The sequence below is a fragment of the Caballeronia sp. LZ062 genome (assembly GCF_031450785.1).
In the GTDB taxonomy this organism is placed as follows: Bacteria; Pseudomonadota; Gammaproteobacteria; order Burkholderiales; family Burkholderiaceae; genus Caballeronia.
The window spans coordinates 2,220,064-2,242,488 of sequence record NZ_JARTWB010000002.1 but is presented as its reverse complement, the minus strand read 5'-3'; the positions used below and the strand labels follow the sequence as shown (position 1 = coordinate 2,242,488).

The following is a 22,425-nucleotide window of genomic DNA, read 5'->3' as shown; positions in this document are numbered from 1 at the left end:
TCTCGGAGAGTCGAATTGAGATCGTTGCTCGCACGTTGCTGGGTCGTCGTCAGCCTCCTTCTGTCGCCGCTTTGCCATGCGGCCAGTTCGGCGGTGTCGCGGCCGGCCAGCGAGCCGGAGGCGCTCTGCGGGATCAGCGCGCTCCGTTTGCTGCCCGTGCTGATCGGCGTTGGGGCGGTTCTCGTGGTGACGCTGCGGGCCTTCATCCTCCTGCAGCGCGAGATGAATCGACGCATCCAGACCGAGCAGCGTCTCGCGACCCAGTTGAGCTTCCAGCAAACGATGATGGAAGTCGTCCCGTATCCGCTCGTTGCGAAGGACATGGACAACCGCTACATTGCGGTGAACCGCGCGTTCGAAAGTGCGCTCGGCGTGCGGCGCGAGGACGTCATCGGACGCACCAGTATTGAAGCGGGCGCATGGGGCGAGGTGTATAGCCGATTGATGAACGAGATCTCTGCGGCCACGCTGCAGTCAGGCCAGGGACAGGAAGTCGAGGCCGAATTCGTCGATAAACGCGGGCGTCCGCGCTACGGGCTATTCTGGACCGGCGCCTTTTCGGCGTCGAACGGCGAGCGCGTGGGCGTCGTCGGCACGATGATCGACATCACCGACATTCGCGACGCCGAACTGCGCGCGCGCCAGACCGAGCAGCGCCTCCACGACGTGACGCGATCCTTGCCCGCGGTGGTCTTTCAGTTGCGCCGCACGACGGGCGGCAGATACAGCCTGCCGTATATCGACGGCGACACGAGACAGTTGCTCGGCCTCGATCTCGCGGCGCTGGCGGCTGACCCGACCACCATCCTGCGCCACGTCGATGCCGAAGATAGCGGGCGGCTGTTCGAGGAAATCGAAGCGTCGTCGCGCACGCTCGAGCCGGTGCACACTGAATTTCGCGCCACGGTGAAAGGCGTCGCCCGCTGGATACGCGCCGATCTTGTCGCGCATCGCGAAGACGACGGCTCAGTCGTCTGGAGCGGCTATTGGGCCGATGCCAGCGTCGAACACGCGCGTGCCGAGGAACTTGCGCGAGCAAGAGACGCAGCGGAGGCCGCATCGCGCGCCAAAGACGATTTCCTCGCCATGATGAGCCACGAGATTCGCACGCCGATGAACGGCGTGCTCGGGCTCGTCGAAGTCATCGAAAATACGCCGCTCAATCAAGATCAGGCGCAGATGCTGGGCATGATTCAGGATTCGGCGAGCGCGCTGCTGCAAATTCTGGATGACCTGCTCGATTACACGAAGATCGAGGCGGGCCGGCTGACCATCGAATCCATGCCGATCGACTTGCGGGAACTCGTCGACAATGCCGTCGGATTGCTGGCCGGCCGGGCGCATGAAAAGGGCTTGAGGGTGCGCGTGGACGTCGCGCCAGACGTCGCGGCGTCGCTGCGCAGCGACAGCGTGCGCTTGCGTCAAATCCTGTTCAATCTGATGAGCAATGCCATCAAGTTCACGATCAAGGGCGAAGTGTCGCTGTACGTGCGGGCGGTCGAGAAGCGTGCAACGGAACAGGTCATTGAACTGTGCGTGAGCGATACGGGCATCGGCATCGACCCTGCGGCGCAGGCGCGCCTCTTCGAACCGTTCGTGCAAGCGGAGACGTCCATCACGCGCCGCTTCGGCGGCACGGGCCTCGGGCTGACCATCTGCAATCGGCTGGTGGATCTCATGGGCGGCACGCTCACGCTGCAGAGCGAAGTGGGCGTCGGCACGTCGATGACCGTGCGGCTCGAGATGCCCGTGGAGACGCAGCATTATCAGATGGACGGGTTGCGCGGAAGGCGCGGCATCGTCGCAATCGAGGACACGCGCGTCGCTACGGCGCTGCTCGGGTACGGACAGGCGCTCGGCCTGAATATCGAGCGCATGGATTCCGACGATCCGCGTTTGCGCCGGCTCGAAACGTTCGACGGCGTCGATCTCGTTTTCTTCAGCGATACGCGCAAGGACTCGCTGCCGCTCGGTTCGCGCGTGATTCATGTCACGGAAAAGCCGAAACCCACGGGCTACCGCATTCTGGAAGACGACATTCGCGTCAGCGTGAATCCATTGTCGTGGCGAGGCCTCCGCGCGGCGTGCGTGGCGGCGCTGACGGGTATGCCGCAAGTCGCGGTACACGGTACGCTCGACCAGGAACCGTGTACGGAGGCGCCCGGCCGCGAGGACGCGCTGCACAACGGCAAGCTGGTGCTCGTCGCGGAAGATCATCCGGTGAATCAGGAACTCATTCGTCATCAGCTTTCGCTGCTCGGCTTTGCCTGCGACGTCGTGCAGGACGGCGCAGAAGCACTTGCCGCGCTCGAAACCACGCGTTACGGCTTTCTCATCACCGATTGCCACATGCCGAACATGACCGGCTACGAACTGGCGCGGCGCGTGCGGGCCAAGGAGAAGGGCACCTCGCGCCGCTTGCCCATTCTCGCCATCACGGCGAGCACGTGCGCGAGCGAGGCAACGCGGTGCCGTGAAGCCGGCATGGACGACTACCTGGTCAAGCCGACGCGGCTTGCGACATTGCGCGAGCATCTGAACCGCTGGAGAACGGCGGAGCGTACAGATCATCGGCAGGATGCGCAGAATCATCGTGCGGCGGGCGCTGGGCGGCACCATGATGACGAGATCGACCTTGCCGCGATGGCGCAACTCTGGGGCAGCGAGGCCACCGTCAAAGCGTTGCTGGATGCCTTCGTCACCTCTTTCCGCGACGACCTGAGGGCGCTCGAGCCGTTGTTGGAACGCGGCACGGTCGAGCATCTGCGCGAGTGGCATCATCGCGTGGTCGGCGCGGCGAGCGTGTTGCAGTACCGGCCGTTGCTGGACGCACTCGAAGAATTCCGGCGCGACCTGCCGCAAAAGAGCCGGGACGTGATGCGGCGCGAAGGCCGCACACTGATCGAGCGATGCACGCAATTGCTCAAGCGCATTGAGGCGCAGTGCGCCGCGATTCAATAGCTGCGCTTACTCGGTGACGGGGAGGGGGCTCGCGTCGACAGGCGTGCGGTCGCGGAAATGAGCGAGCGCCGAATCCCAGAACGAACGCGTTTATGCGGCGCGAAGGCCGCACACTGATCGAGCGATGCACGCAATTGCTCGAGCGCATCGAGGCGCAGTGCGCCGCGATTCAATAGCTGCGCTTACTCGGTGACGGGGAGGGGGCTCGCGTCGACAGGCGTGCGGTCGCGGAAATGGGCGAGCGCGAAATCCACGAAAGAACGCGTTTTCGCGGAAACGTGCCGGCGTCCCGGATAGACGATGGATACTGCCTTGTCGGCATCCTTCAGCCGAAAGCCCGCGAAGAGCCGGACGAGCGCGCCCGTCTGGATGTCGTGTTCCACGTAGCTTTCCGGCAGCACGGCAACACCCATGCCGGACAAGGCTGCCTGACGCAACATCGGCGAGCTGTTCACGGTGTACGCCGGATCGAGGGAAACGTCTTCCGTTACACCCGATGGACCGATGAAGCTCCACGTGGAGCCATGTATGTCCGCGGAGGGCGCGAGGAAGTCGTGCTTGGCGAGCGACGCGGGCCGTGCGGGCGTGCCATGCCGGTCCAGATAGTCCGGCGACGCGACGACTGCCGCTGCGATCTTGAAGAGCGGCCGGCTGATCAACGTGCCGCTGTTCACGAGATGCGGTACGACGATGCCGACATCGAAGCCTTCATCGACGAGATCGACCGGTCGATGCAGCAACGTCAGACGCAGCTTCACGCTTGGATAGCGGTCGCGATAGGCGCGCAGCATGGGCGTGAGTTCGAGCAACGAGAACGAAGCGGAAGCGACGAGCTTGAGCGTTCCGGATGGATCGACGGAACTGCTCGCGACCGATGCCTCGATCGTCTCCACTTGTTCGATCACTGCGCGACAGCCGTCGGCGTAATTTCTCCCCGCTTCGGTCAGCGAGACGCTGCGCGTCGTGCGGTTCAACAGGCGCGTATTGAGATGCGCTTCGAGCAGCGAAACATAGCGCGTGACGACCGCATTCGAGAGATCGAGCGCGGCCGCCGCGCGCCCGAACGATTCGGTTTCGGCGACTTTCAGGAACACGCGCATCGCTTGCAGTTGATTCATCATGAGACGACTTGCCGAGCGAAGCGGGACGCTCTTTCCGTTAGATTGACGAGCGGAAAGATGCGCCGCTCTCGCGTGCGCGATGTTAGTCGGACGGAAAGTAGAAGGTAATCAGAGGAGTCCGACTGTTTCGGTATGTGGTGTTCAGGCCACTGTCGCATGTCCGCAACTGGGCGCGCATGAGAATGGACGAGGCGCGATTCGAGGCCGGAGGTAAGTGCAAGAAGCCTAAGCGTTTACTCATATTGAAATTGGATTTTTTGAATTCTTCAAAAAGGCTTTTGTGTGTCCTTGGGGTGGTAGCCGCAAAGGCGAGCCATACACTTTGGGCTGCCGAATATCGGTGAAAGGCATACCGCGGGAACTCATTCCGATATGTCGAGACGCCGCGAGCAACCCTATCGAGTCGCATGACTCTTTCTAAGGAACACACAATGAAGAAGACTCTGATTGTTGCGGCCGTCGCCGCATCGTTCGCAACTGCCGCGAGCGCGCAGAGCAGCGTTACGCTGTACGGCCTCGTCGATGCCGGCCTCACGTTCGTGAACAACGTGCAAGCACCGCGAAGCGCCGACAACTACAAGACCAACTCGTGGAGCATGAGCGGCGGCAACGTGCAGATGAGCCGTTGGGGCCTGCGCGGCGCCGAAGATCTGGGCGGCGGCATGAAGGCGATCTTCACGTTGGAGAATGGCTTCGACGTGGCGAACGGCGGCAGCCTCGGCGGTAACGGCTTCGGTCGTCAGGCTTACGTCGGTCTGTCGACCAACGTGGGCACCGTGACGCTCGGCCACCAGACCGACTCCGTGACCGACTACCTGGGCCCGCTCAGCGCGAGCGGCACGTGGGGCGGTACGTACTTCGCACACCCGGGCAACCTGGACAACCTGAACGGCGACCTGTTCCGTGAGAACAACTCCGTCAAGTTCCAAAGCGCGAACTATGCTGGCCTGTCGTTCAGCGGCCTGTATGCGTTCTCGAACGCGGCGGGCAGCTTCGCAGCCAACCGTGCTTACAGCCTGGGCGCGGGCTATGCCAACGCTGGCCTGAAACTCGGCGCCGCGTACATGCAAGCCAACTTCCAGAACGGCGGTTCGGGCACGGGTGCGATCACTGGCGTGACGGTCGACGTTCCGAACCTCGACAACAGCGAAATCGCCTTCACAGGTGTGGATCGTCACCGCACGTTCGGTGCCGGCGGCAGCTACTCCATCGGCGCTCTGACGTTCGGCGCACTGTGGACGCAGACGCGTCAGGACAGCAACACGTTCAACGTCGGCTCCAACATCATCAACAACTACGAAGTGAACGGCCGTTACGCGCTGACGCCGGCTCTTTCGCTGGGCGCTGCGTACACGTTCACGAACGCGAAGTTCGACGACGCGAATCACAACGGCGACTCGACGCGCGTCCGCTTCCACCAGTTCGGCCTCCAGACGGACTACGCTCTGTCGAAGCGTACCGACATCTATGCTGAAGGCGTGGTTCAGATCGCGAGCGGTCTGCCGGAAGGCGTAATGCCGTTCGCAGGCATCAACGGCGCGCCGGGCGGTGCATCGTCGAGCAACCGTCAGGTTCTCGTGACGACGGGTATCCGTCACCGCTTCTAAGCAGACTCGGCAGTATCGAGCTGTAGCTAGCTAGCAGAAAAGGGCGCCGCGAGGCGCTCTTTTTGCGTTTGCGGGTGGTCCGTCCGCTTCCAAGGGCGCCCCGGCTCCGAATGCACTACCATGAAGACGCGGCCAACGCGTCGCCAAGAGAACGGAGAACGGGAAATGATCTCGACACGCAAGCCGCACGTCTTCCAAATGGCTGCATTCGCCGCCGTGCTTTTCGCATCAACATCGCTAGCCCACGCCGACACCGTCGCGCTGAAAGCGAATCTCCAGCCGTCGAGCGAAGTGCCGCCGCGCGTGAGCAAAGGCCACGGCACGGTCGACGCCACGTTCGACACGAATACCAAGCAACTCGCCTGGACCGCGACTTACGCCGACCTGTCCGGCCCCGTCACGATGGCGCACTTCCACGGCCCCGCGCCGGTCGGGCAGAACGCGAAAGTGCAAGTCCCCGTGGACAAACAGGCGCTCGCCAGCCCGATGACCGGTCACGCCACGCTCACCGAGCAGCAGGTCACCGACCTGATGGCCGGTCAGTGGTACTTCAACATCCACACGCAAGAGAACCCGAGCGGCGAGATTCGCGGTCAGGTCATGCCGTCGAACTGACGTGCGACGCACGATCGGCCGCCCGGAGCGCGCACGATGAGCTGGCAAAGTGCATTCGCATGTTGGGTCTTGCGGCGGCGCATGCGTCCCGAGACCGCCAAGCCCGTGCTCGACGTCGAGCGCGCTCGCGCGTACACGTCGCGGCGGCTGTGGTCGCCGCCGGTGCCGAAGGGCTGGCAACTGGACGTTGCCAGGAACGGTGAATGGCTGCGCTCGGCGACATCGCGCAGAACCATTCTGTATCTGCACGGCGGCGGCTATTACTTCTGCTCACCGCGCAGCCATCGCGCGATCACCTTTGGCCTTGCCGTGCGCGCGCACGCGAACGTGTTCTCGCTGGACTACCGGCTCGCGCCCGAGCACCGCTTTCCCGCCGCAGTCGATGACGCCGTCGCGGCGTACCGCGCCTTGCTCGCGGATGCCGCTGCGCATTCGATCGTGATAGCGGGCGATTCGGCCGGCGGCGGTCTGGCGTTGGCGACGCTGCTCGCCCTGCGCGATGCCGGCGACGCGCTTCCCGCAGGCGCGGTGCTTCTCTCGCCTTGGACCGACCTGACGTGCAGCGGTGCGTCGATGCGCACCAACGAAGGCCGCGATCCGATGTTTCACGCCGCTGTCTTCCCGAAGGTCGCTGCGCAATATCTGGGCAGTGCCGACGCCAAGCATCCGTATGCCTCTCCGCTCTTCGGCGAATTTCATGGTCTGCCGCCGTTGCTCATTCAAGCCGCCGACACCGAACTCCTGCTCGACGATTCGACGCGCATCGCGGAAAAGGCGCGCGCGGCGGGCGTTCGCGCCGATCTGGAAATATGGCGCAACGTGCCGCACATTTTCCCGATCTGGGCGCCCTTTATGCCGGAGGCGCGGCAGGCGCTGTCGCACGCAGCGCGGTTCATCGACGACGTGACTGCCGCGCCCGCGCCCCTTCACCGGCCGCCCATGACCTCAATCGTTTGATAGGCGCGTTCCACAGCAGCCGTGCCGTATTGCCGCTCCAGCCGCCGCACGGTGAAATGGCCGTGCGCCATCTGCTGAAAATGGTCGATGAAGACGGTGTTCACCATCGCGCCGAGCACCGCGCCGATTGCCGGAATCGACTTGGCGGCGACTTGCTCGCTGACCTGCACGGAGAACCGCGAGGCAATGGTCTGCACGAACTTGAGCAGCGCCGTCGATCCGTGCGCGCTCAACCCCTTCGCCGTGATTTCGCTCGTCGCCCGCGATACCGACTGCGCCAGCGCGCCGCGAACGATGAAATAGCCGAGATCGGCGTTGTCGTCGTCCTTCTGCGTGCCGCCCATGCCGAGCACCATCATGCATTGCAGCTGCGTCTCCACGCGATGCACGTCCTCGCCCTCGCTGCGAGCGATATCGCAAATTGAGCGGAACATCAGCGTTGTCGTGACGGGAAGCTCGACCGGCAGCGCGAACAGGCCGAATGCGCCGCCCGCCGCGCCGGTCGTCGCGACCGCGAGCTTGTGCAGCAGGTTGCTCGGCTTGTCGGGCGGCGGCGCGAGCAGCGAGCCGGCGGGCGCGCTCTTGTCGAGCGTGCGGAGCGCCAGTTGCAGGCACTTCTTGAGCGCGAGTTGCGTCGCTTCGTCGACTTTTTCCTGTGCGGCGGCGGGCAGGCGGCCCATCAGCTTTTCGATGGGCGCGCCGATCACGCTCGCCAGTTTCATCGTCAGCGACGGACTTTCGAGTGCTTCCTTGGCGCGGGAGAGGGCGGCGAAGTCCTCCGGCGTGAGCGGCGAGGTGATGATGGGCGTCGGTTCCATGCGTCGTTTCTTGATCCGAAATGAGTGATTGACCACGCAACTTAGAGCGCGGCACCGTGCTATGATTCCATTTAAGTTGACTAGTCAATCATTGTTGGCACAAAAAATGGCCGTTCATACAGCCGCGCATCATTCGAGCGGGCAGGTTCTCCCGTTTCGCGAATCCCTCATGGCGATGCTGGGCATCTCCTTCGTCACGATGCTCGTCGCACTCGACCAAACGGTCGTCGGCACCGCGCTGCCGACCATCGTCGCGGAGCTTCGAGGCTTCGAACTCTACGCGTGGGTCGCCACTTCCTATCTTCTGACATCCGTCATCACCGTGCCGATTTTCGGGCGGCTCGGCGACTACTACGGCCGCAAGCCGTTCGTGATCGCGTCGATCGTCGTGTTCACGGTCGCGTCCGTACTGTGCGGACTCGCCAACAGCATGATGTTCCTCGTGCTCGCGCGCGGCTTGCAGGGCATCGGCGGCGGCATGCTCGTCGGCACGGCGTTCGCGTGCATCGCGGATCTTTTCCCGGACAACGTCGTGCGCCTGCGCTGGCAAGTGCTCATGAGCTCGGCATTCGGCATCGCGAACGCGGTCGGGCCGTCGCTCGGCGGGTTCCTCACGCAGTACTATGGCTGGCGTTCCGTTTTCTATGTGAATCTGCCGGTCGGCGTGCTCTCGCTGTTCTTCGTGTGGCGCTTCCTGCCGCATCTTCGGCACGTCGCCCACGAAGGCAAGATGCGGCTCGACTGGCCCGGCGCGGTGCTCATTGCCGTTGCGCTCGGCGCGCTGCAATTGTTTGTCGAAATGTTGCCGAAGCATGGCGTGAGCCTGGATACGGTGGCGCTGCTGGTAGCGAGCGCGGCGGCCGGCTTCGCGCTCTGGAAGTGGGAAATGCGCTGCGATTACGCGATCCTTCCCATCGACATGTTCCGCAACCAGAGTCTCGCGGCGCTCTTCACGCTCGCGATCCTCGGCGGCTTCACGATGTTTTCGCTGCTCTTCTACGCGCCGCTGCTGTTTCAGGGCGGCTTCGGCATGTCGCCGCAGGGCGCTGGCATGATGATCACGCCGCTCGTGGTCTTCATCACCATCGGCAGCATTCTGAACGGGCGCATTGTCACGCGGCTGTCCAACCCGAACCGCATGTTGTATATCGGCTTCGGATGCCTCGCGGTGGCTTGCCTTGGCGTGGTCGTCGCGACGCACACGATGCCGCGCGCGCTGCTGCTCGTCTTCATGCTGCTCGGCGGATTGGGACTCGGCTTCGTGATGCCGAACCTCACCGTGTTCGCGCAACAGACGGCGGGCCGCCAGCACCTCGGCATCGCCACTGCGCTCTTGCAATCGCTGCGCATGATCGGCGGGATGATCGGCACAGCGCTGACCGGCACGCTCGTGAGCCACCTGTACGCGAGCGGCGTGAGCCTCGCGCTGGAGCGAGACCACGCGATGCGTTGGCTCAGCGACCTCTCCGACCCGCAGATTCTCATCAACCACGAAGGACAGCAGACGCTGCTCGCGCAACTTTCGGCGGCGGGCCACAACGGCGCGATGCTGTTGGAAGCCGCGCGCGAGGCGCTCGTCGCGGCGATCCACATCGGTCTCGCAGTCGCGGCGGTGGTGGCGGTGATATCGGTATGGCAATCGCGCCGCGTGCCGCTCGTGCGCTTGAAGCGGCAGCCGGAACCGGTCATTCTGGCCGAATGACGACTGAGGGAAGCACAAGCATGAACGAACAGGATCGGATCGCCGTGGTGCAACAGTTCGGGCGCACGTATCGCGCGTTCATGTCTGCGTTCGAGCTGGCGGTGGGCCAGCCGATGCCGCGCTGGCGCATCCTGCTCGCGCTGCACGAGCATGCGGGCGTGCTCTCGCAGAAGACGCTGGTGGAACGGCTGCGCGTCGATCCGGGCGCGCTCACGCGGCAGTTGAAGACGCTGGAATCGCTCGGCTGGATCGTGCGCAGCGTCGATGCACGCGACAATCGGGTATCGAATGTCGCGTTGACCGCGCAAGGCCGCGCCGCTACCGAAGAAGGCCTGCCGCGCCGCAACGCGTTCCTGCACGACACCATGGCCGCGATGCCCGACGACGCCATCGAGGCGCTATCGGGCGCGCTTCAGATGCTCGAATCGCGGATTCAGGAAGTGGCCGCGGCGAGCGCAGCGGCCACCGCCGACGACAAAGCCTAAAAGAACGTCTCGATTACTTCAGTCACGCGATACTTCCGGTCGACGACGAGAACCTGCCGCCACTTGTCGAACGTCAGGCACGGATGCGAGATGTCGAACGCGATCATGTCGCCGACCTTGAGATCGTCGCCGGGTTTGATGCGCATGTACGCGTGCTGGTCCATCAGTCCGAAAATCTCCCAGCCTTCATCCGCCGACACATCGCGCGGCGCGTCCGCGCCCGGACGATAATGCTTCGCCGGCTCCGGCATACCGGCATCGAACGCGGAATCGCGCTTGCCGAGCCCGACGATCGCGCGGTCCGGCTCGGGAATCGACTGCACGTAGGCCCATAACTGAAGCGCGGGTTTTAGCCCCTGACCCATGCTTTTCGCGATCGGATTGCGCGCGAAAATCTCGTTCTGCGCTTTCTTGTAGATGCCGACGTCGTGCGTCAGATAGCAGCCGGGGCGCAGCACGACTTCAATGGCGTCGCTATTCGCTTTCGCGAATTCGTCGGCGACGACGTCGTACCACGCCGAACCCGCGCCGGACAGAATCGCCGGCTTGCGCGCGATCTTCCCCTCGTCGATCAGCTTGCGCGTGACATCGACGGCGCTCTTCAGGAATTCGCGCACCTTCGATTCGTCCTGCAACACGCCTTCGTACAACTCCACGCCTGCGAGTTCGATCACGCCCGGCCAGCGCGCGATGGCCGCGAGCACGGCTTCGCGCTGCGCCTCGTCGCGCACGCCGGTGCGGCCGCCCGGCACGCCCATTTCAATCAGCACATTGATCTTCTTACGCACGTCCGTGAAGAACGCGCCCAGTTGATCGACGCCATCCGCGGAATCGACGAGGCAGAAGAACTCGAAGTTCGGATCGGTCAGCAACTCCGCGATCATGCCCATGTTGCGCTTGCCGACGAGCTGATTCGCCATCAACACGCGATGCACGCCGCCGCGATACGCCGCGCGCACCTGATGCGCGGTGGCGAGCGTGATGCCCCACGCGCCGGTGTCGAGCTGACGGCGAAAGAGTTGCGGCGCCATCGTTGTCTTGCCGTGCGGCGCGAGCTTCACGCCGTATTCCTCGACGAACGCCTGCATCCACTTCAGGTTGTGCTCGATGCGCTCCGCGTACAGCACGGCGGCGGGCAGGCTCACGTCTTCTTCGAGCAGACTCCACTGCAGACGCCCGGCATCGCCCAACTGGATGCTCGTGCCCGGCACCATGCCGAGACCTTTGCCAAACGGGTCGATCGCCCCGCCCTGATAGTTTGTAACTTTCATGTCCTGCTGCTCCATCGTCCGATTAGGTGCGTTTCTGTGCTCGCTGAAAAGCCGCTGCGGTTGACGGCACTATGGTACCCAAAGTAGCATCGGCGTTGAATTGTTATTTAGTAACACGCGCCCCGAGTTAACCCGACACCATGAACGGCCCAGCCGATCCGCAAAGCTTCGATATCGTCGCCCGCATTGCCGAGCGCGCGCCCGCGTTGCGCAGCGCCGAACGCAAGGTCGCGGCGTTGATCCTCGACGATCTCACCGGTGCGTCGCGAGCGAGCATCGGCGCGCTGGCGGAGCAGGCAGAGGTGAGCATCGCCACGGTCACGCGCTTTGCGAAGGCCGTCGGCTGCGAGGACGTGCGCGAACTGAAGCTGCGCCTCGCTCAAGCGGCGGCGGTCGGCCAGCGCTTCCTGAAGCGCGAGCCGGACGCGTTGCCGGATTCGCTCGCCGCGCGCATCTTCGATGAAGTGCAGACGACGCTCGCGCAGAATCAGGGCGCGCTGCGCGCCGCGCCCGTTGCTGATGCCGCCGACGCGCTCGCCGCCGCGTCGATGATCTACGTGTTCGGCATGGGCGGCGGATCGACCGCGCTCTCCGACGAAATGCGCTTTCGCCTCGTGCGGCTCGGTCGGCCCGTCGCGTCGTATCAGGACGGGCTGTTGCAGCGGATGGTCGCGTCCACGTTGTCGAAGGAGCATGTCGTCGTCGCGCTGTCGGTGACGGGGCAGACGCCGGAGATGGTGGAAAGCTGCCGGCTCGCTCGCGAATACGGCGCGCGCGTCATCGCGCTGACTGCGCCCGCGTCGCCGCTCGGCGCGCTCGCGGACTGGCTCATTCCCGTCATCGCAATCGAAACGGACTTCATCTACAAGCCGTCGTCATCCCGCTACGCGATGATGATGGCGCTCGACCTGCTCGTCACCGAACTCGCCGTGAAGCAGGCCGACCGCAGCCGCGAACTGCTGCGCCGCATGAAACACGCGCTCGACGCGCATCGCGGCGGCGGCGAGCGTCAACCTTTGGGAGATTGATCATGGAAGAGTGCGACACGCTGATCGTCGGCGCGCGCGTGATCGACGGCACCGGCGCGCCCGCCGTCGAACGCGATGTCGCGGTGCGCGACGGCCGCATCGTCGCCATTGAAGCGCCGGGCGGCTTGTCGCACTGGAGCGCCGACGACGTGTTCGACGCGCACGGCAAAGTGCTCGCGCCCGGTTTCATCGACGTTCACACGCACGACGACACGCACGTGATCCGCTCGCCGCAGATGATGCCCAAGATCACGCAGGGCGTGACGACGGTGATCGTGGGCAATTGCGGGATCAGCGCGTCGCCGGTCACGCTGAGGAGCGATCCGCCCGACCCGATGAACCTGCTCGGCGATGCGTCGGCGTTCCGCTATCCGACCTTCGCGGCGTATGTCGATGCCGTGAACGACGCGCGTCCGGCGGTGAACGTCGGCGCGCTCATCGGACATACGGCGCTGCGCAACAACCACATGGACCGGCTCGACCGCGCCGCGACCGCCGGTGAAATCGCCGGGATGCGCGCGCAGCTCGAAGAGGCGCTGGACAACGGCGCGTTGGGTTTGTCGAGCGGACTCGCGTATGGATCGGCATTCAACGCGCCGCCCGAGGAAGTGCAGGCGCTCGCCGAACCGCTCGCGAAAGCGGGCGCGCTGTACACGACGCACATGCGCACCGAATTCGACGCCATTCTCGACGCGATGGAAGAGGCGTATCGCGTTGGCCGTCATGCGCGCGTGCCGGTGGTGATTTCGCATCTGAAGTGCGCGGGGCCGTCGAACTGGGGACGCAGCGTGGAAGTGCTGAAGTCGATCGAAACGGTGCGCGAAGGACAGCCGGTCGGTTGCGACTGCTATCCGTACAACCGCAGTTCATCGACGCTGGACCTGAAGCAAGTGACGGGCGATATCGACATCACGATCACCTGGTCGACGCAGCATCCGGAAATGGCGGGCAAGCTGATCCGCGAGATAGCGGCCGAATGGAACGTCAGCCAGCAGGAAGCCGCGAAGCGCCTGCAACCGGCGGGCGCGGTGTACCACAACATGTCCGAGGACGACGTGCGGCGCATTCTGTCGCATCCCGCGACGATGGTCGGCTCCGATGGCCTGCCGAACGATCCGCTTCCGCATCCGCGCTTGTGGGGCGCGTTCCCGCGCGTGCTCGGCCACTATGCGCGCGACACAGCGCTGATCGCGCTGGAAGAGGCCGTGCGGAAGATGACGAGCCTCTCGGCGCGGCGCTTCGGACTAAGCGGACGCGGCGAAGTGAAAGTGGGCTATTACGCCGATCTCGTCGTGTTCGATCCCGAGCGCGTGCGCGATGCCGCGACGTTCGCGAAGCCGGAGCAGGCGGCCGATGGCATCGACGCGGTTTGGGTGAATGGCGTTTTGACGTATCGCGAGGCGGCGCTCACGGGCGAGCGCGCGGGACGTTTCGTGGCGCGCGGCGCGGCATCGAAGCTGGATGCGGCGGGCGCGTTCTAAGACTTATTGCTTTACGAAAAGGAGTGGAAGATGAAGCGCTATGGCGTGGAAGGCGGCAAGGGACAAGGCGGCGCGCATATGCCGTTCGCACGCGCGGTCGAGGCCGATGGCTGGCTTTACGTGTCGGGCCAGACGCCGATGCAGGACGGCGAGGTGATCAACGGCGGGATCGTCGAGCAGTCGCACAAGGCGATTCAGAACGTGATCGCCATTCTTGAAGAAGCGGGCTACGGCACGGAGCATGTCGTGCGCTGCGGCGTGTGGCTGGACGATCCGCGCGACTTCGCTTCGTTCAACAAGGTGTTCAAGGAGTACTTCGGCGCGAACCCGCCGGCGCGGGCGTGCGTGGTGTCGTCGATGGTGATCGACTGTAAGGTCGAGGTGGATTGCGTGGCTTATAAGAAGCCGGGGGCTTGACGACGAGGGCGGCGCCGCGCTCGTCGCGCGCCGCCGCTGCGTGAATTACTGCCTCGCCAACCGGGCATTATCCGGCATCGGCAAATTGAAGTTCGTCCGAAACGGATTGATATCCAGCCCGCCACGCCGCGTATACCGCGCATAAATCGCCAGCCTTTCCGGCTTGCATTCGCGCATGATGTCCATGAACATGCGCTCGACGCATTGCTCATGAAAGCCGGTATGTTCGCGAAACGACACGATATACCGCAGCAATCCCGCGTGATCGATCTGCCCGCCGTAGTAACGGATCTGCACACTGCCCCAGTCCGGCTGTCCCGTGACCGGACAATTCGACTTCAGCAGATTCGAAAACAGCGTCTCGTCGACGGGCGCCTCGTCATGCGATGCCGACAGCAGCGACGGGTCCGGCGTATAAATCTCGCAATCGAGGTCCAGCCGGTCCAGCGACAAGCCGTCGAATTCTTCCATCGTGAGCTTGCCGAAGTCGGCGGGCGCGATGAGTTGCACCGATACCGTCGCGCCGCACGTCGCCGAAACATCGCGCTTGATGGCGGCGCGCACGTCGTCGATGGAATCGAACTGCGTCTGCGCGAACGATCCGAGATACAGCTTGAACGACTTCGATTCCACGATGTTGGGCGATTCCGCCGGCACGAAGAACGTCGCGACTGCGATCTGCGGCTTGCCGCGCCGGTTGAGCCACGACAGCTCGTAGCCGTTCCAGATGTCGGTGCCGAAGAACGGCAGGCGCGCCGGCACGCCGATTTCGTCGCGCGCGCGCTTGCGGTCGATCGGAAAAAGCAGCGCGGGATTGTACTGTTCGGTGTAGTTGACGGCTTTGCCGAGCGGAGATTGTTCGGGTGTCATGATGCGTTCGCTATGCCGCTGAGAACGTGCCCCGTCGCGGTCACGACGCGGGCAGATTCACAGTGGCGGATTTGGTCGTCGAAGAAAAAATCGGGTTCGAATTCGCGCAGGAATTCGCCCTTGTCGAGGCCGCCTAGAAACATCGCTTCGTCGATTTCGATGTTCCACGCCATCAGCGTCCGGACCGCGCGTTCGTGCGCGGGAGCGGAGCGCGCGGTGACGAGCGCGGTGCGAATGCGCATCGGCGACTGGCTTTCGTTGTCGTCGGCGATGCGTTGCAGCTTGTTCAACGCCGCCAGCAGCGGCTTGAGCGGGCCGCCGGGAAGCGGCGAATCCTTCTTTTCCGTCTCGTGCCCGACGAACGCGCCTAACCCTTCGCTCTGAAAAACGCGTTCGGCTTCGTCGGAGAACAGAACGGCGTCGCCGTCGAACGCGATGCGGATCTCATCAGCATAGCGGCTCGCGGCGCGCGGCGTTTCCGGCAGCACGCGCGCGGCGGGGAAGCCCGCGGCGAGCGCGGCGCGCACGTCGTCCGGATTCGCCGACAGAAATAGCGACGCGCGCAGCGGTTTCAAGTACGCGAAGGGCGACCGGCCGCGCGTGAACACGCCGCGTTCGATCGCGAGTCCGTGCTCGCGGCATGAATGAAACGCGCGCAGCCCGCTGATCGGATCGCTGCGCGACAAAATCACCACTTCGACGCGCTGCTCGTGCGCGTTCAGCGCCAGCAGCTTGCGAATCAGCCCGAACGCGACGCCCGGCTTCGCGGGCGTATCGAGCCGCGAGCGCTGCAGCGCCTCGTAACGGGCGAGGTCGCCCGTCTCATAGACGCGGTTTTCTTCTTCAAAATCGAAAAGCGCGCGCGACGAAATCGCGACGACGAGCTTGTCTTCGAGCGTGAAGGCCATCGGCGTCTCGCCCTTACGCGAGGAACAGCTTGTAGACCGGATTCGCCTGCTCGTCCCACCACGGATAGCCGAGCGTCGCGAGAAAACGCTCGAACTCGGCGTTATCCGACTGCGGCACCTGAATGCCGACGAGAATCGAGCTGTAGTCCGCGCCCTGATTGCGATAGTGGAAGAGGCTGATGTTCCAGTTCGGCGCCATCGATGACAAGAACTTCATCAGCGCGCCCGGCCGCTCCGGGAATTCGAAGCGCAAAAGCCGTTCGTCCTGCGCGAGCGGCGAATGGCCGCCCACCATATAGCGAATGTGCTGCTTCGAAAGCTCGTCGTGCGACAGATCGACGGTGGCGAAGCCATGCTCGATGAACGACGACATCATCTGCGCCGTTTCCTTGCGCGACTTGATCTGCACGCCAACGAAGATGTGCGCGGCGCGCGCATCCGCAATACGGTAATTGAACTCGGTCACGCTGCGCGTGCCGACGAGTTCGCAAAAGCGCCGGAAGCTGCCGCGCTCTTCGGGAATCGTCACCGCGAACACCGCCTCGCGCGCTTCGCCCACTTCGGCGCGCTCGGCGACAAAGCGCATGCGGTCGAAGTTCATGTTGGCGCCAGAAGTCACGGCGACGAGCGTCTTGCCTTCAATGCCCTCGCGTTCCGCATACAGCTTCGCGCCCGCGACGGCGAGCGAACCCGCCGGTTCTAGCACGCTGCGCGTGTCCTGAAAGACGTCCTTGATGGCGGCGCAAAGCGCGTCGGTATCTACGGTGAGCACTTCGTCGAGCAGTTCGCGGCACAGCCGGAACGTTTCCTCGCCGACGAGCTTCACCGCCGTGCCGTCCGAAAACAAGCCGACTTCGCCCAGCGTCACGCGCTCGCCCGCCGTGATGGAGCGCGCCATGGCGCAAGAATCCTCGGTCTGCACGCCGATCACCTTGATCTCCGGCCGCACCGCTTTCACATACGCCGCGACGCCCGCCGCGAGTCCGCCGCCGCCGATCGGCACGAAGATCGCGTGAATCGGGGCCTGATGCTGACGCAGAATCTCCATCGCGACGGTGCCTTGCCCGGCGATGACGTCCGGGTCGTCGAACGGATGCACGAAGGTGAGGCCGCGCTCTTCCTGAAGCTCGACGGCGCGCGCGTAGGCGTCGCTGTACGATTCGCCCGCCAGCACGATCTCGACCGTCGGCCCGCCGTGCGTGCGGATGGCGTCGATCTTGACCTGCGGCGTGGTGGTCGGCACCGCGATCACCGCGCGGCAGCCGAGCCGCGCCGCCGAGAGCGCCACGCCCTGCGCGTGATTGCCCGCCGATGCCGTGATGACGCCGCGCGCGAGCACATCCGCCGGCAGGTTCGCCATCTTGTTGTACGCGCCGCGAATCTTGAACGAGAAGACCGGCTGGTTGTCTTCGCGCTTCAGATAGACGGCGTTATGCAGGCGCGCGGACAGATTGCGCGCGGGTTCCAGTTCGGTTTCGCGTGCGACGTCGTAGACGCGCGCCGTCAGCACTTTCTTGAGGTAGTCGGGATGGCTCATGCGGAGGACTCGTCACGCAGACCGGCTGCGCTTTTTCAGTGCGAAAACATCAATGATAGCCGCAAAGGTCTTGGTTTCCGGCTCTGCGCAGCTTTGACCGACCGGCCGGACGCCTAAAAGCGCGCAAAAACGCCAAACCGCGGCGAAAATGGTCGCGCAAAAGGCCCTTCGTCGTGCTAGCAGCCGCCAACGGCGATTTTCGCGATGGGTTAGAATTTCTTTTTGCAAATCAGCAATCAGGACCGGCAGATGCACTTGCAGCTTCGGATCGAATTTCTGGCGCATGTTCCCCGCGCGCATCACGCTGCGGCCGAGCGTCATGCGCGTCATGCGCGATCGTGGCGCTGATCTCGGGCACATCGAAGGCTGCGCCGTGAGGCTCGCGGCATCCGCGCAAGCCGGCGCTCTCGGGCGAATCGCCCGCCTTCGCAAACAAAAGTCTCATTCGAAAATCTGCGCCCCCACGCGCACCGTCGGCGTCTCTCGCTTTCCGAAGCCGGCGCGCCGAACTACCGAACCGTCGAACATGAACGCACCTCAAGCCTTCGATCCGAACGGCGCCCATGCCGCCTTGGCGCTCGATATCGAGCCGCGTCTCCGCGAAATTCCCTATAACTACACGTCGTTTTCGGACCGCGAAATCGTCATGCGGCTCTTGGGCGACGAAGCCTGGGCCGCGCTCGACGGACTTCGCGGCGAGCGCCGCACCGGCCGCTCCGCGCGCATGCTGTACGAAGTGCTGGGCGACATCTGGGCCGTGCGCCGCAATCCGTATCTGCAAGACGATCTGCTCGACAACCCGAAGCGTCGCGGGATGCTGGTCGAGGCGCTGAACCATCGCCTGACGGAAATCGAAAAGCGTCGCAGCGCGGACTTGTCCGAGCACAGCGAAGAAGCGGGCAGCCGCGAGCGCGCTGATCGCGTGCAACTGCTCATCGCTGCCGCCCGCCGCGCCGTGGACGACTTCGCCTCCGAATTCGGCCGCATGGCCGATCTGCGCCGCCGCGCGTCACGCGTGCTCGGCAAGCAAACGCAGAAGGACAACATTCGCTTCGACGGTCTCGCGCGCGTTTCGCACGTCACGGACGCGACCGACTGGCGCGTCGAGTATCCGTTTGTCGTGCTGACGCCGGATACCGAAGCAGAAATCGCCGGTCTCATCAAGGCGTGTTTCGAACTGGGCCTCACCGTGATTCCGCGCGGGGGCGGCACCGGTTATACCGGCGGCGCAATTCCGCTCACGCCGTTTTCGGCGGTCATCAACACGGAGAAGCTGGAGCAGCTCGGGCCGGTCGAGATGACCGACTTGCCGGGCGTCGATCACAAGGTCGCGACGATTTTCTCCGGCGCGGGCGTCGTCACGCGCCGCGTCACGGAAGCGGCCGAGCAGGCGGGCTTCGTGTTCGCGGTCGATCCGACTTCGCTCGATGCGTCGTGCGTCGGCGGCAATGTCGCCATGAACGCGGGCGGCAAGAAAGCGGTGCTGTGGGGGACGGCTCTGGACAACCTCGCCTGGTGGCGCATGGTCGATCCGGAAGGCAACTGGCTCGAAGTCACGCGTCTGGATCACAACTGCGGGAAGATTCACGACGTCGAAGTGGCGCGCTTCCGGCTCGACTGGTTCGACGGCAATCGCGCGCCCGGCGAAAAGCTGATCCGCAGCGAAAACCTCGACATTGCCGGCCGCACGTTCCGCAAGGAAGGGCTCGGCAAGGACGTGACCGACAAGTTCCTGTCCGGACTGCCGGGCGTGCAGAAGGAAGGCTGCGACGGCCTGATCACGTCCGCGCGCTGGATTCTGCACAAGATGCCGGCGCATACGCGCACCGTCTGCCTCGAATTTTTCGGGCAGGCGCGCGACGCGATTCCGAGCATCGTCGAGATCAAGGATTACCTCTTCGAAACGTCGAAGCAGGGCGGCGCGATTCTCGCGGGCCTCGAGCACCTCGACGAGCGTTATCTGCGCGCGGTCGGCTATGCGACCAAGAGCAAGCGCAACGCGTTTCCGAAGATGGTGCTGATCGGCGATATCGTCGGCAATGACGCCGATGCCGTCGCGCAGGCCACGTCCGAAGTCGTCCGCATGGCGAACGGCAAGAGCGGCGAAGGCTTCGTCGCGGTGAACGCGGAAGCGCGCAAGCGGTTCTGGCTCGACCGCTCGCGCACGGCCGCGATCGCCAAGCACACGAACGCGTTCAAGATCAACGAAGACGTCGTGATTCCGCTCAACCGCATGGGCGAATACACGGACGGCATCGAGCGCATCAACATCGAGCTGTCGATCAAGAACAAGCTGCAATTGCTCGATGCGCTCGAAGCGTTCTTCCGCAACGGCAAGCTGCCGCTCGGCAAGAGCGACGACGCAAACGAAATCCCGAGCGCCGAACTGCTCGAAGACCGCGTGCAACAAGCGCTCGATCTGCTCAAGCGCGTGCGCGAACGCTGGACGTTCGTCGGCGAGAAGCTGGACTTGCCGCTGCGCGAGGCGCAGCACTATCTGGTGACGCTCGGCTACGAGGCGTTCGCGGAGAAGTTCGCGGATCGCGTGGACGTGCAGCCGGACGCCACGGTGTTCCATCTCGCGCAGGATCGCACGCTGCGCATTTCGTGGAAGCAGGAAATTCGCGCGGAGTTGCGCCAGATTTTCAACGGCGGCGAATTCAAGCCGATCCTCGACGAAGCGCAGGCCATCCACAAGCAAGTGCTGCGGGGCCGCGTGTTCGTGGCGCTGCACATGCACGCCGGCGACGGCAACGTCCACACGAACATTCCGGTCAATTCCGACAACTACGAGATGCTGCAGGACGCGCATCACGCGGTCGCGCGCATTATGAAGCTCGCGCGTTCGCTTGATGGCGTGATTTCCGGCGAGCACGGCATCGGCATTACGAAGCTCGAATTCCTGACGGACGAGGAAATCGGCGATTTCCGCGCGTACAAGAAGCGCGTGGACCCGCAAGGGCGCTTCAACGCAGGCAAGCTGCTGGAAGGCGCGGACTTGCGCAACGCGTACACGCCGTCGTTCGGGCTGATGGGCTATGAATCGCTCATCATGCAGCAGTCGGATATCGGCGCGATCTCCGATTCCATCAAGGACTGCCTGCGCTGCGGCAAGTGCAAGCCGGTCTGCGCGACGCACGTGCCGCGCGCGAACCTGCTCTACAGCCCGCGCAACAAGATTCTCGCGACGTCGCTCTTGGTCGAAGCGTTTCTGTACGAAGAGCAGACGCGCCGCGGCGTGTCCATCAAGCATTGGGACGAGTTCAACGACGTCGCCGATCACTGCACCGTCTGCCACAAATGCGCGACGCCGTGCCCGGTGAAGATCGACTTCGGCGACGTGTCGATGAACATGCGCAACCTCTTGCGCAAGATGGGCAAGAAGAAGTTCAACGCGGGCAACGCGGCGGGCATGTTCTTCCTCAACGCGACGAATCCGCAGACCATCAACGTCGCGCGCACCGCGATGATGGGCGTCGGCTACAAGGCGCAGCGCCTGGGCACCGACGTGCTCAAGAAGATCGTCAAGAAGCAGACCGCGCATCCGCCTTCGACGACCGGCAAGCCGCCCGTCGTGCAGCAGGTGATCCACTTCGTCAACAAGAAGATGCCGGGCAATCTGCCGAAGAAGACGGCGCGCGCACTGCTCGATATCGAGGACAACAAGATTGTCCCGATCATCCGCAATCCGAAGACGACGACCGTGGATTCGGAAGCCGTGTTCTACTTCCCCGGCTGCGGCTCGGAGCGGCTGTTCTCGCAGGTCGGCCTCGCGACGCAGGCGATGCTGTGGGAAGCGGGCGTGCAGACCGTGCTGCCGCCGGGCTATCTGTGCTGCGGCTACCCGCAGCGCGGCGCGGGCCAGTTCGACAAGGCGGAGAAGATCGTCACGGACAACCGCGTGCTGTTTCATCGCGTGGCGAACACGCTGAACTATCTCGATATCAAGACCGTCGTGGTGTCGTGCGGAACGTGCTACGACCAGCTGGCGGGCTATGAATTCGAGAAAATCTTCCCCGGCTGCCGGATCATCGACATTCACGAGTTCCTGCTGGAGAAAAACATCCGGCTGGAGGGCGTGAAGGGCACGCGCTACATGTATCACGATCCTTGCCACTCGCCGATCAAGACGGTCGATCCGGTGAAGCTCGTCAACGATCTGATGGGCTCGCAGAACGACGGCTACAAGATTCAGAAGAACGATCGCTGCTGCGGCGAGTCGGGCACGTTCGCGGTCACGCGCCCGGACATCGCGACGCAGGTGCGCTTCCGCAAGGAAGAGGAAGTGCGCAAGGGCGCGGCCAATCTGCGCGGCATTCCGCTCACGTCCGTTGCCGGCTCGAACGCGATCAATCCGATGAACGCGTCGGCAGGCACCGCGGGCGCAGCGCCTGGCTCCGTGCTCTCGGCGGGCGACGGCGCGCAGACCGAAGGCACGGACGTGAAGATTCTCACGAGCTGCCCGTCGTGCCTGCAAGGGCTCTCGCGCTATAACGAGGACGCCAACGTCGAGGCGGACTACATCGTCGTGGAAATGGCGCGCAAGGTGCTCGGCGAAAACTGGATGGAACAGTACGTCGAGCGCGCGAACAATGGCGGTATCGAGCGCGTGCTGGTGTAATAGCGAAATCGAGGTTTTGATTCGCT

At 64.0% G+C, this 22,425-nt stretch carries 17 protein-coding genes; 10 read left to right on the top strand and 7 right to left on the bottom strand.

Going from position 1 to position 22,425, the window contains the following annotated elements; all coding sequences use genetic code 11:
- The first annotated feature begins 15 nt into the window (after window positions 1-15).
- The gene (locus P9239_RS16455; RefSeq protein WP_309752716.1) at window positions 16-2,961 is read left to right on the top strand and encodes an ATP-binding protein; all 2,946 of its coding nucleotides are present in this window, start codon (window positions 16-18) and stop codon (window positions 2,959-2,961) included.
- 182 nt (window positions 2,962-3,143) lie between these two features.
- Here the strand turns inward: P9239_RS16455 and P9239_RS16450 are convergent, their stop codons facing one another.
- Window positions 3,144-4,082, bottom strand: coding sequence for a LysR family transcriptional regulator (locus P9239_RS16450; protein WP_309752713.1), 939 nt, complete (start codon window positions 4,080-4,082; stop codon window positions 3,144-3,146).
- A 431-nt stretch (window positions 4,083-4,513) separates the two neighbouring features.
- On the opposite strand from P9239_RS16450, the gene P9239_RS16445 reads away from it, so the two are divergent.
- From P9239_RS16445 to P9239_RS16435, 3 genes are all read left to right on the top strand, one after another.
- Window positions 4,514-5,689 carry a porin gene (locus P9239_RS16445; protein WP_309752711.1) on the top strand — a complete coding sequence of 392 codons (1,176 nt, stop codon included), beginning with the start codon at window positions 4,514-4,516 and terminating at the stop codon, window positions 5,687-5,689.
- Window positions 5,690-5,854: 165 nt separating this feature from the next.
- On the top strand, window positions 5,855-6,304 hold the full coding sequence (locus tag P9239_RS16440; RefSeq protein ID WP_309752709.1) for a CHRD domain-containing protein: 450 nt from the start codon (window positions 5,855-5,857) through the stop codon (window positions 6,302-6,304).
- Between the two features lie 36 nt (window positions 6,305-6,340).
- A complete protein-coding gene (locus P9239_RS16435; RefSeq protein ID WP_309752707.1) occupies window positions 6,341-7,261 on the top strand; it encodes an alpha/beta hydrolase in 921 nt (306 codons plus the stop codon).
- Here P9239_RS16435 and P9239_RS16430 read toward each other — a convergent pair.
- Window positions 7,231-8,079 (bottom strand): EcsC family protein, encoded by an 849-nt coding sequence (locus P9239_RS16430; RefSeq protein ID WP_309752705.1) that lies wholly within the window; start codon window positions 8,077-8,079, stop codon window positions 7,231-7,233. The two genes, P9239_RS16435 and P9239_RS16430, sit on opposite strands and share 31 nt — an antisense overlap.
- A 106-nt stretch (window positions 8,080-8,185) precedes the next feature.
- Between P9239_RS16430 and P9239_RS16425 the strand changes: the two genes are divergently transcribed.
- Both P9239_RS16425 and P9239_RS16420 read left to right on the top strand, forming a co-directional pair.
- Window positions 8,186-9,781, top strand: coding sequence for an MFS transporter (locus tag P9239_RS16425; protein WP_309752703.1), 1,596 nt, complete (start codon window positions 8,186-8,188; stop codon window positions 9,779-9,781).
- Window positions 9,782-9,801: 20 nt separating this feature from the next.
- The gene (locus tag P9239_RS16420) at window positions 9,802-10,266 is read left to right on the top strand and encodes a MarR family transcriptional regulator (RefSeq protein WP_309752701.1); all 465 of its coding nucleotides are present in this window, start codon (window positions 9,802-9,804) and stop codon (window positions 10,264-10,266) included.
- Here the strand turns inward: P9239_RS16420 and P9239_RS16415 are convergent.
- Window positions 10,263-11,537 carry an amino acid deaminase gene (locus P9239_RS16415; RefSeq protein ID WP_309752700.1) on the bottom strand — a complete coding sequence of 425 codons (1,275 nt, stop codon included), beginning with the start codon at window positions 11,535-11,537 and terminating at the stop codon, window positions 10,263-10,265. The two genes, P9239_RS16420 and P9239_RS16415, sit on opposite strands and share 4 nt — an antisense overlap.
- Before the next feature lie 140 nt (window positions 11,538-11,677).
- Here P9239_RS16415 and P9239_RS16410 point away from each other — a divergent pair, with 140 nt between their 5' ends.
- From P9239_RS16410 to P9239_RS16400, 3 genes are read left to right on the top strand one after another with little or no spacing between them, the layout of a single operon-like run.
- A complete protein-coding gene (locus tag P9239_RS16410) occupies window positions 11,678-12,565 on the top strand; it encodes a MurR/RpiR family transcriptional regulator (RefSeq protein WP_309752698.1) in 888 nt (295 codons plus the stop codon).
- A 2-nt stretch (window positions 12,566-12,567) separates the two neighbouring features.
- Entirely contained in the window at window positions 12,568-14,046 is a 1,479-nt protein-coding gene (locus P9239_RS16405; RefSeq protein ID WP_309752696.1) for a D-aminoacylase, read from the top strand.
- A 30-nt stretch (window positions 14,047-14,076) separates the two neighbouring features.
- Window positions 14,077-14,463, top strand: a complete 387-nt coding sequence (locus P9239_RS16400; RefSeq protein ID WP_206467468.1) for a RidA family protein — start codon at window positions 14,077-14,079, stop codon at window positions 14,461-14,463.
- Between the two features lie 45 nt (window positions 14,464-14,508).
- On the opposite strand, the gene queF is transcribed toward P9239_RS16400, so the two are convergent.
- The 4 genes from queF to P9239_RS16380 are packed head-to-tail and all read right to left on the bottom strand — an operon-like array spanning window position 14,509 to window position 18,108.
- Entirely contained in the window at window positions 14,509-15,333 is an 825-nt protein-coding gene (queF, locus tag P9239_RS16395) for an NADPH-dependent 7-cyano-7-deazaguanine reductase QueF (RefSeq protein WP_309752693.1), read from the bottom strand.
- Window positions 15,330-16,241 carry a 5'-nucleotidase gene (locus P9239_RS16390; protein WP_309752691.1) on the bottom strand — a complete coding sequence of 304 codons (912 nt, stop codon included), beginning with the start codon at window positions 16,239-16,241 and terminating at the stop codon, window positions 15,330-15,332. The genes queF and P9239_RS16390 overlap by 4 nt, the downstream gene beginning before the upstream one ends.
- Window positions 16,242-16,254: 13 nt before the next feature.
- Entirely contained in the window at window positions 16,255-17,778 is a 1,524-nt protein-coding gene (gene ilvA / locus P9239_RS16385) for a threonine ammonia-lyase, biosynthetic (protein ID WP_309752688.1), read from the bottom strand.
- Window positions 17,779-17,790: 12 nt separating this feature from the next.
- The gene (locus P9239_RS16380) at window positions 17,791-18,108 is read right to left on the bottom strand and encodes a hypothetical protein (RefSeq protein WP_309752686.1); all 318 of its coding nucleotides are present in this window, start codon (window positions 18,106-18,108) and stop codon (window positions 17,791-17,793) included.
- A gap of 196 nt (window positions 18,109-18,304) precedes the next feature.
- On the opposite strand from P9239_RS16380, the gene P9239_RS16375 reads away from it, so the two are divergent.
- Entirely contained in the window at window positions 18,305-22,399 is a 4,095-nt protein-coding gene (locus tag P9239_RS16375; RefSeq protein WP_309752684.1) for an FAD/FMN-binding oxidoreductase, read from the top strand.
- Window positions 22,400-22,425: the final 26 nt, after the last annotated feature.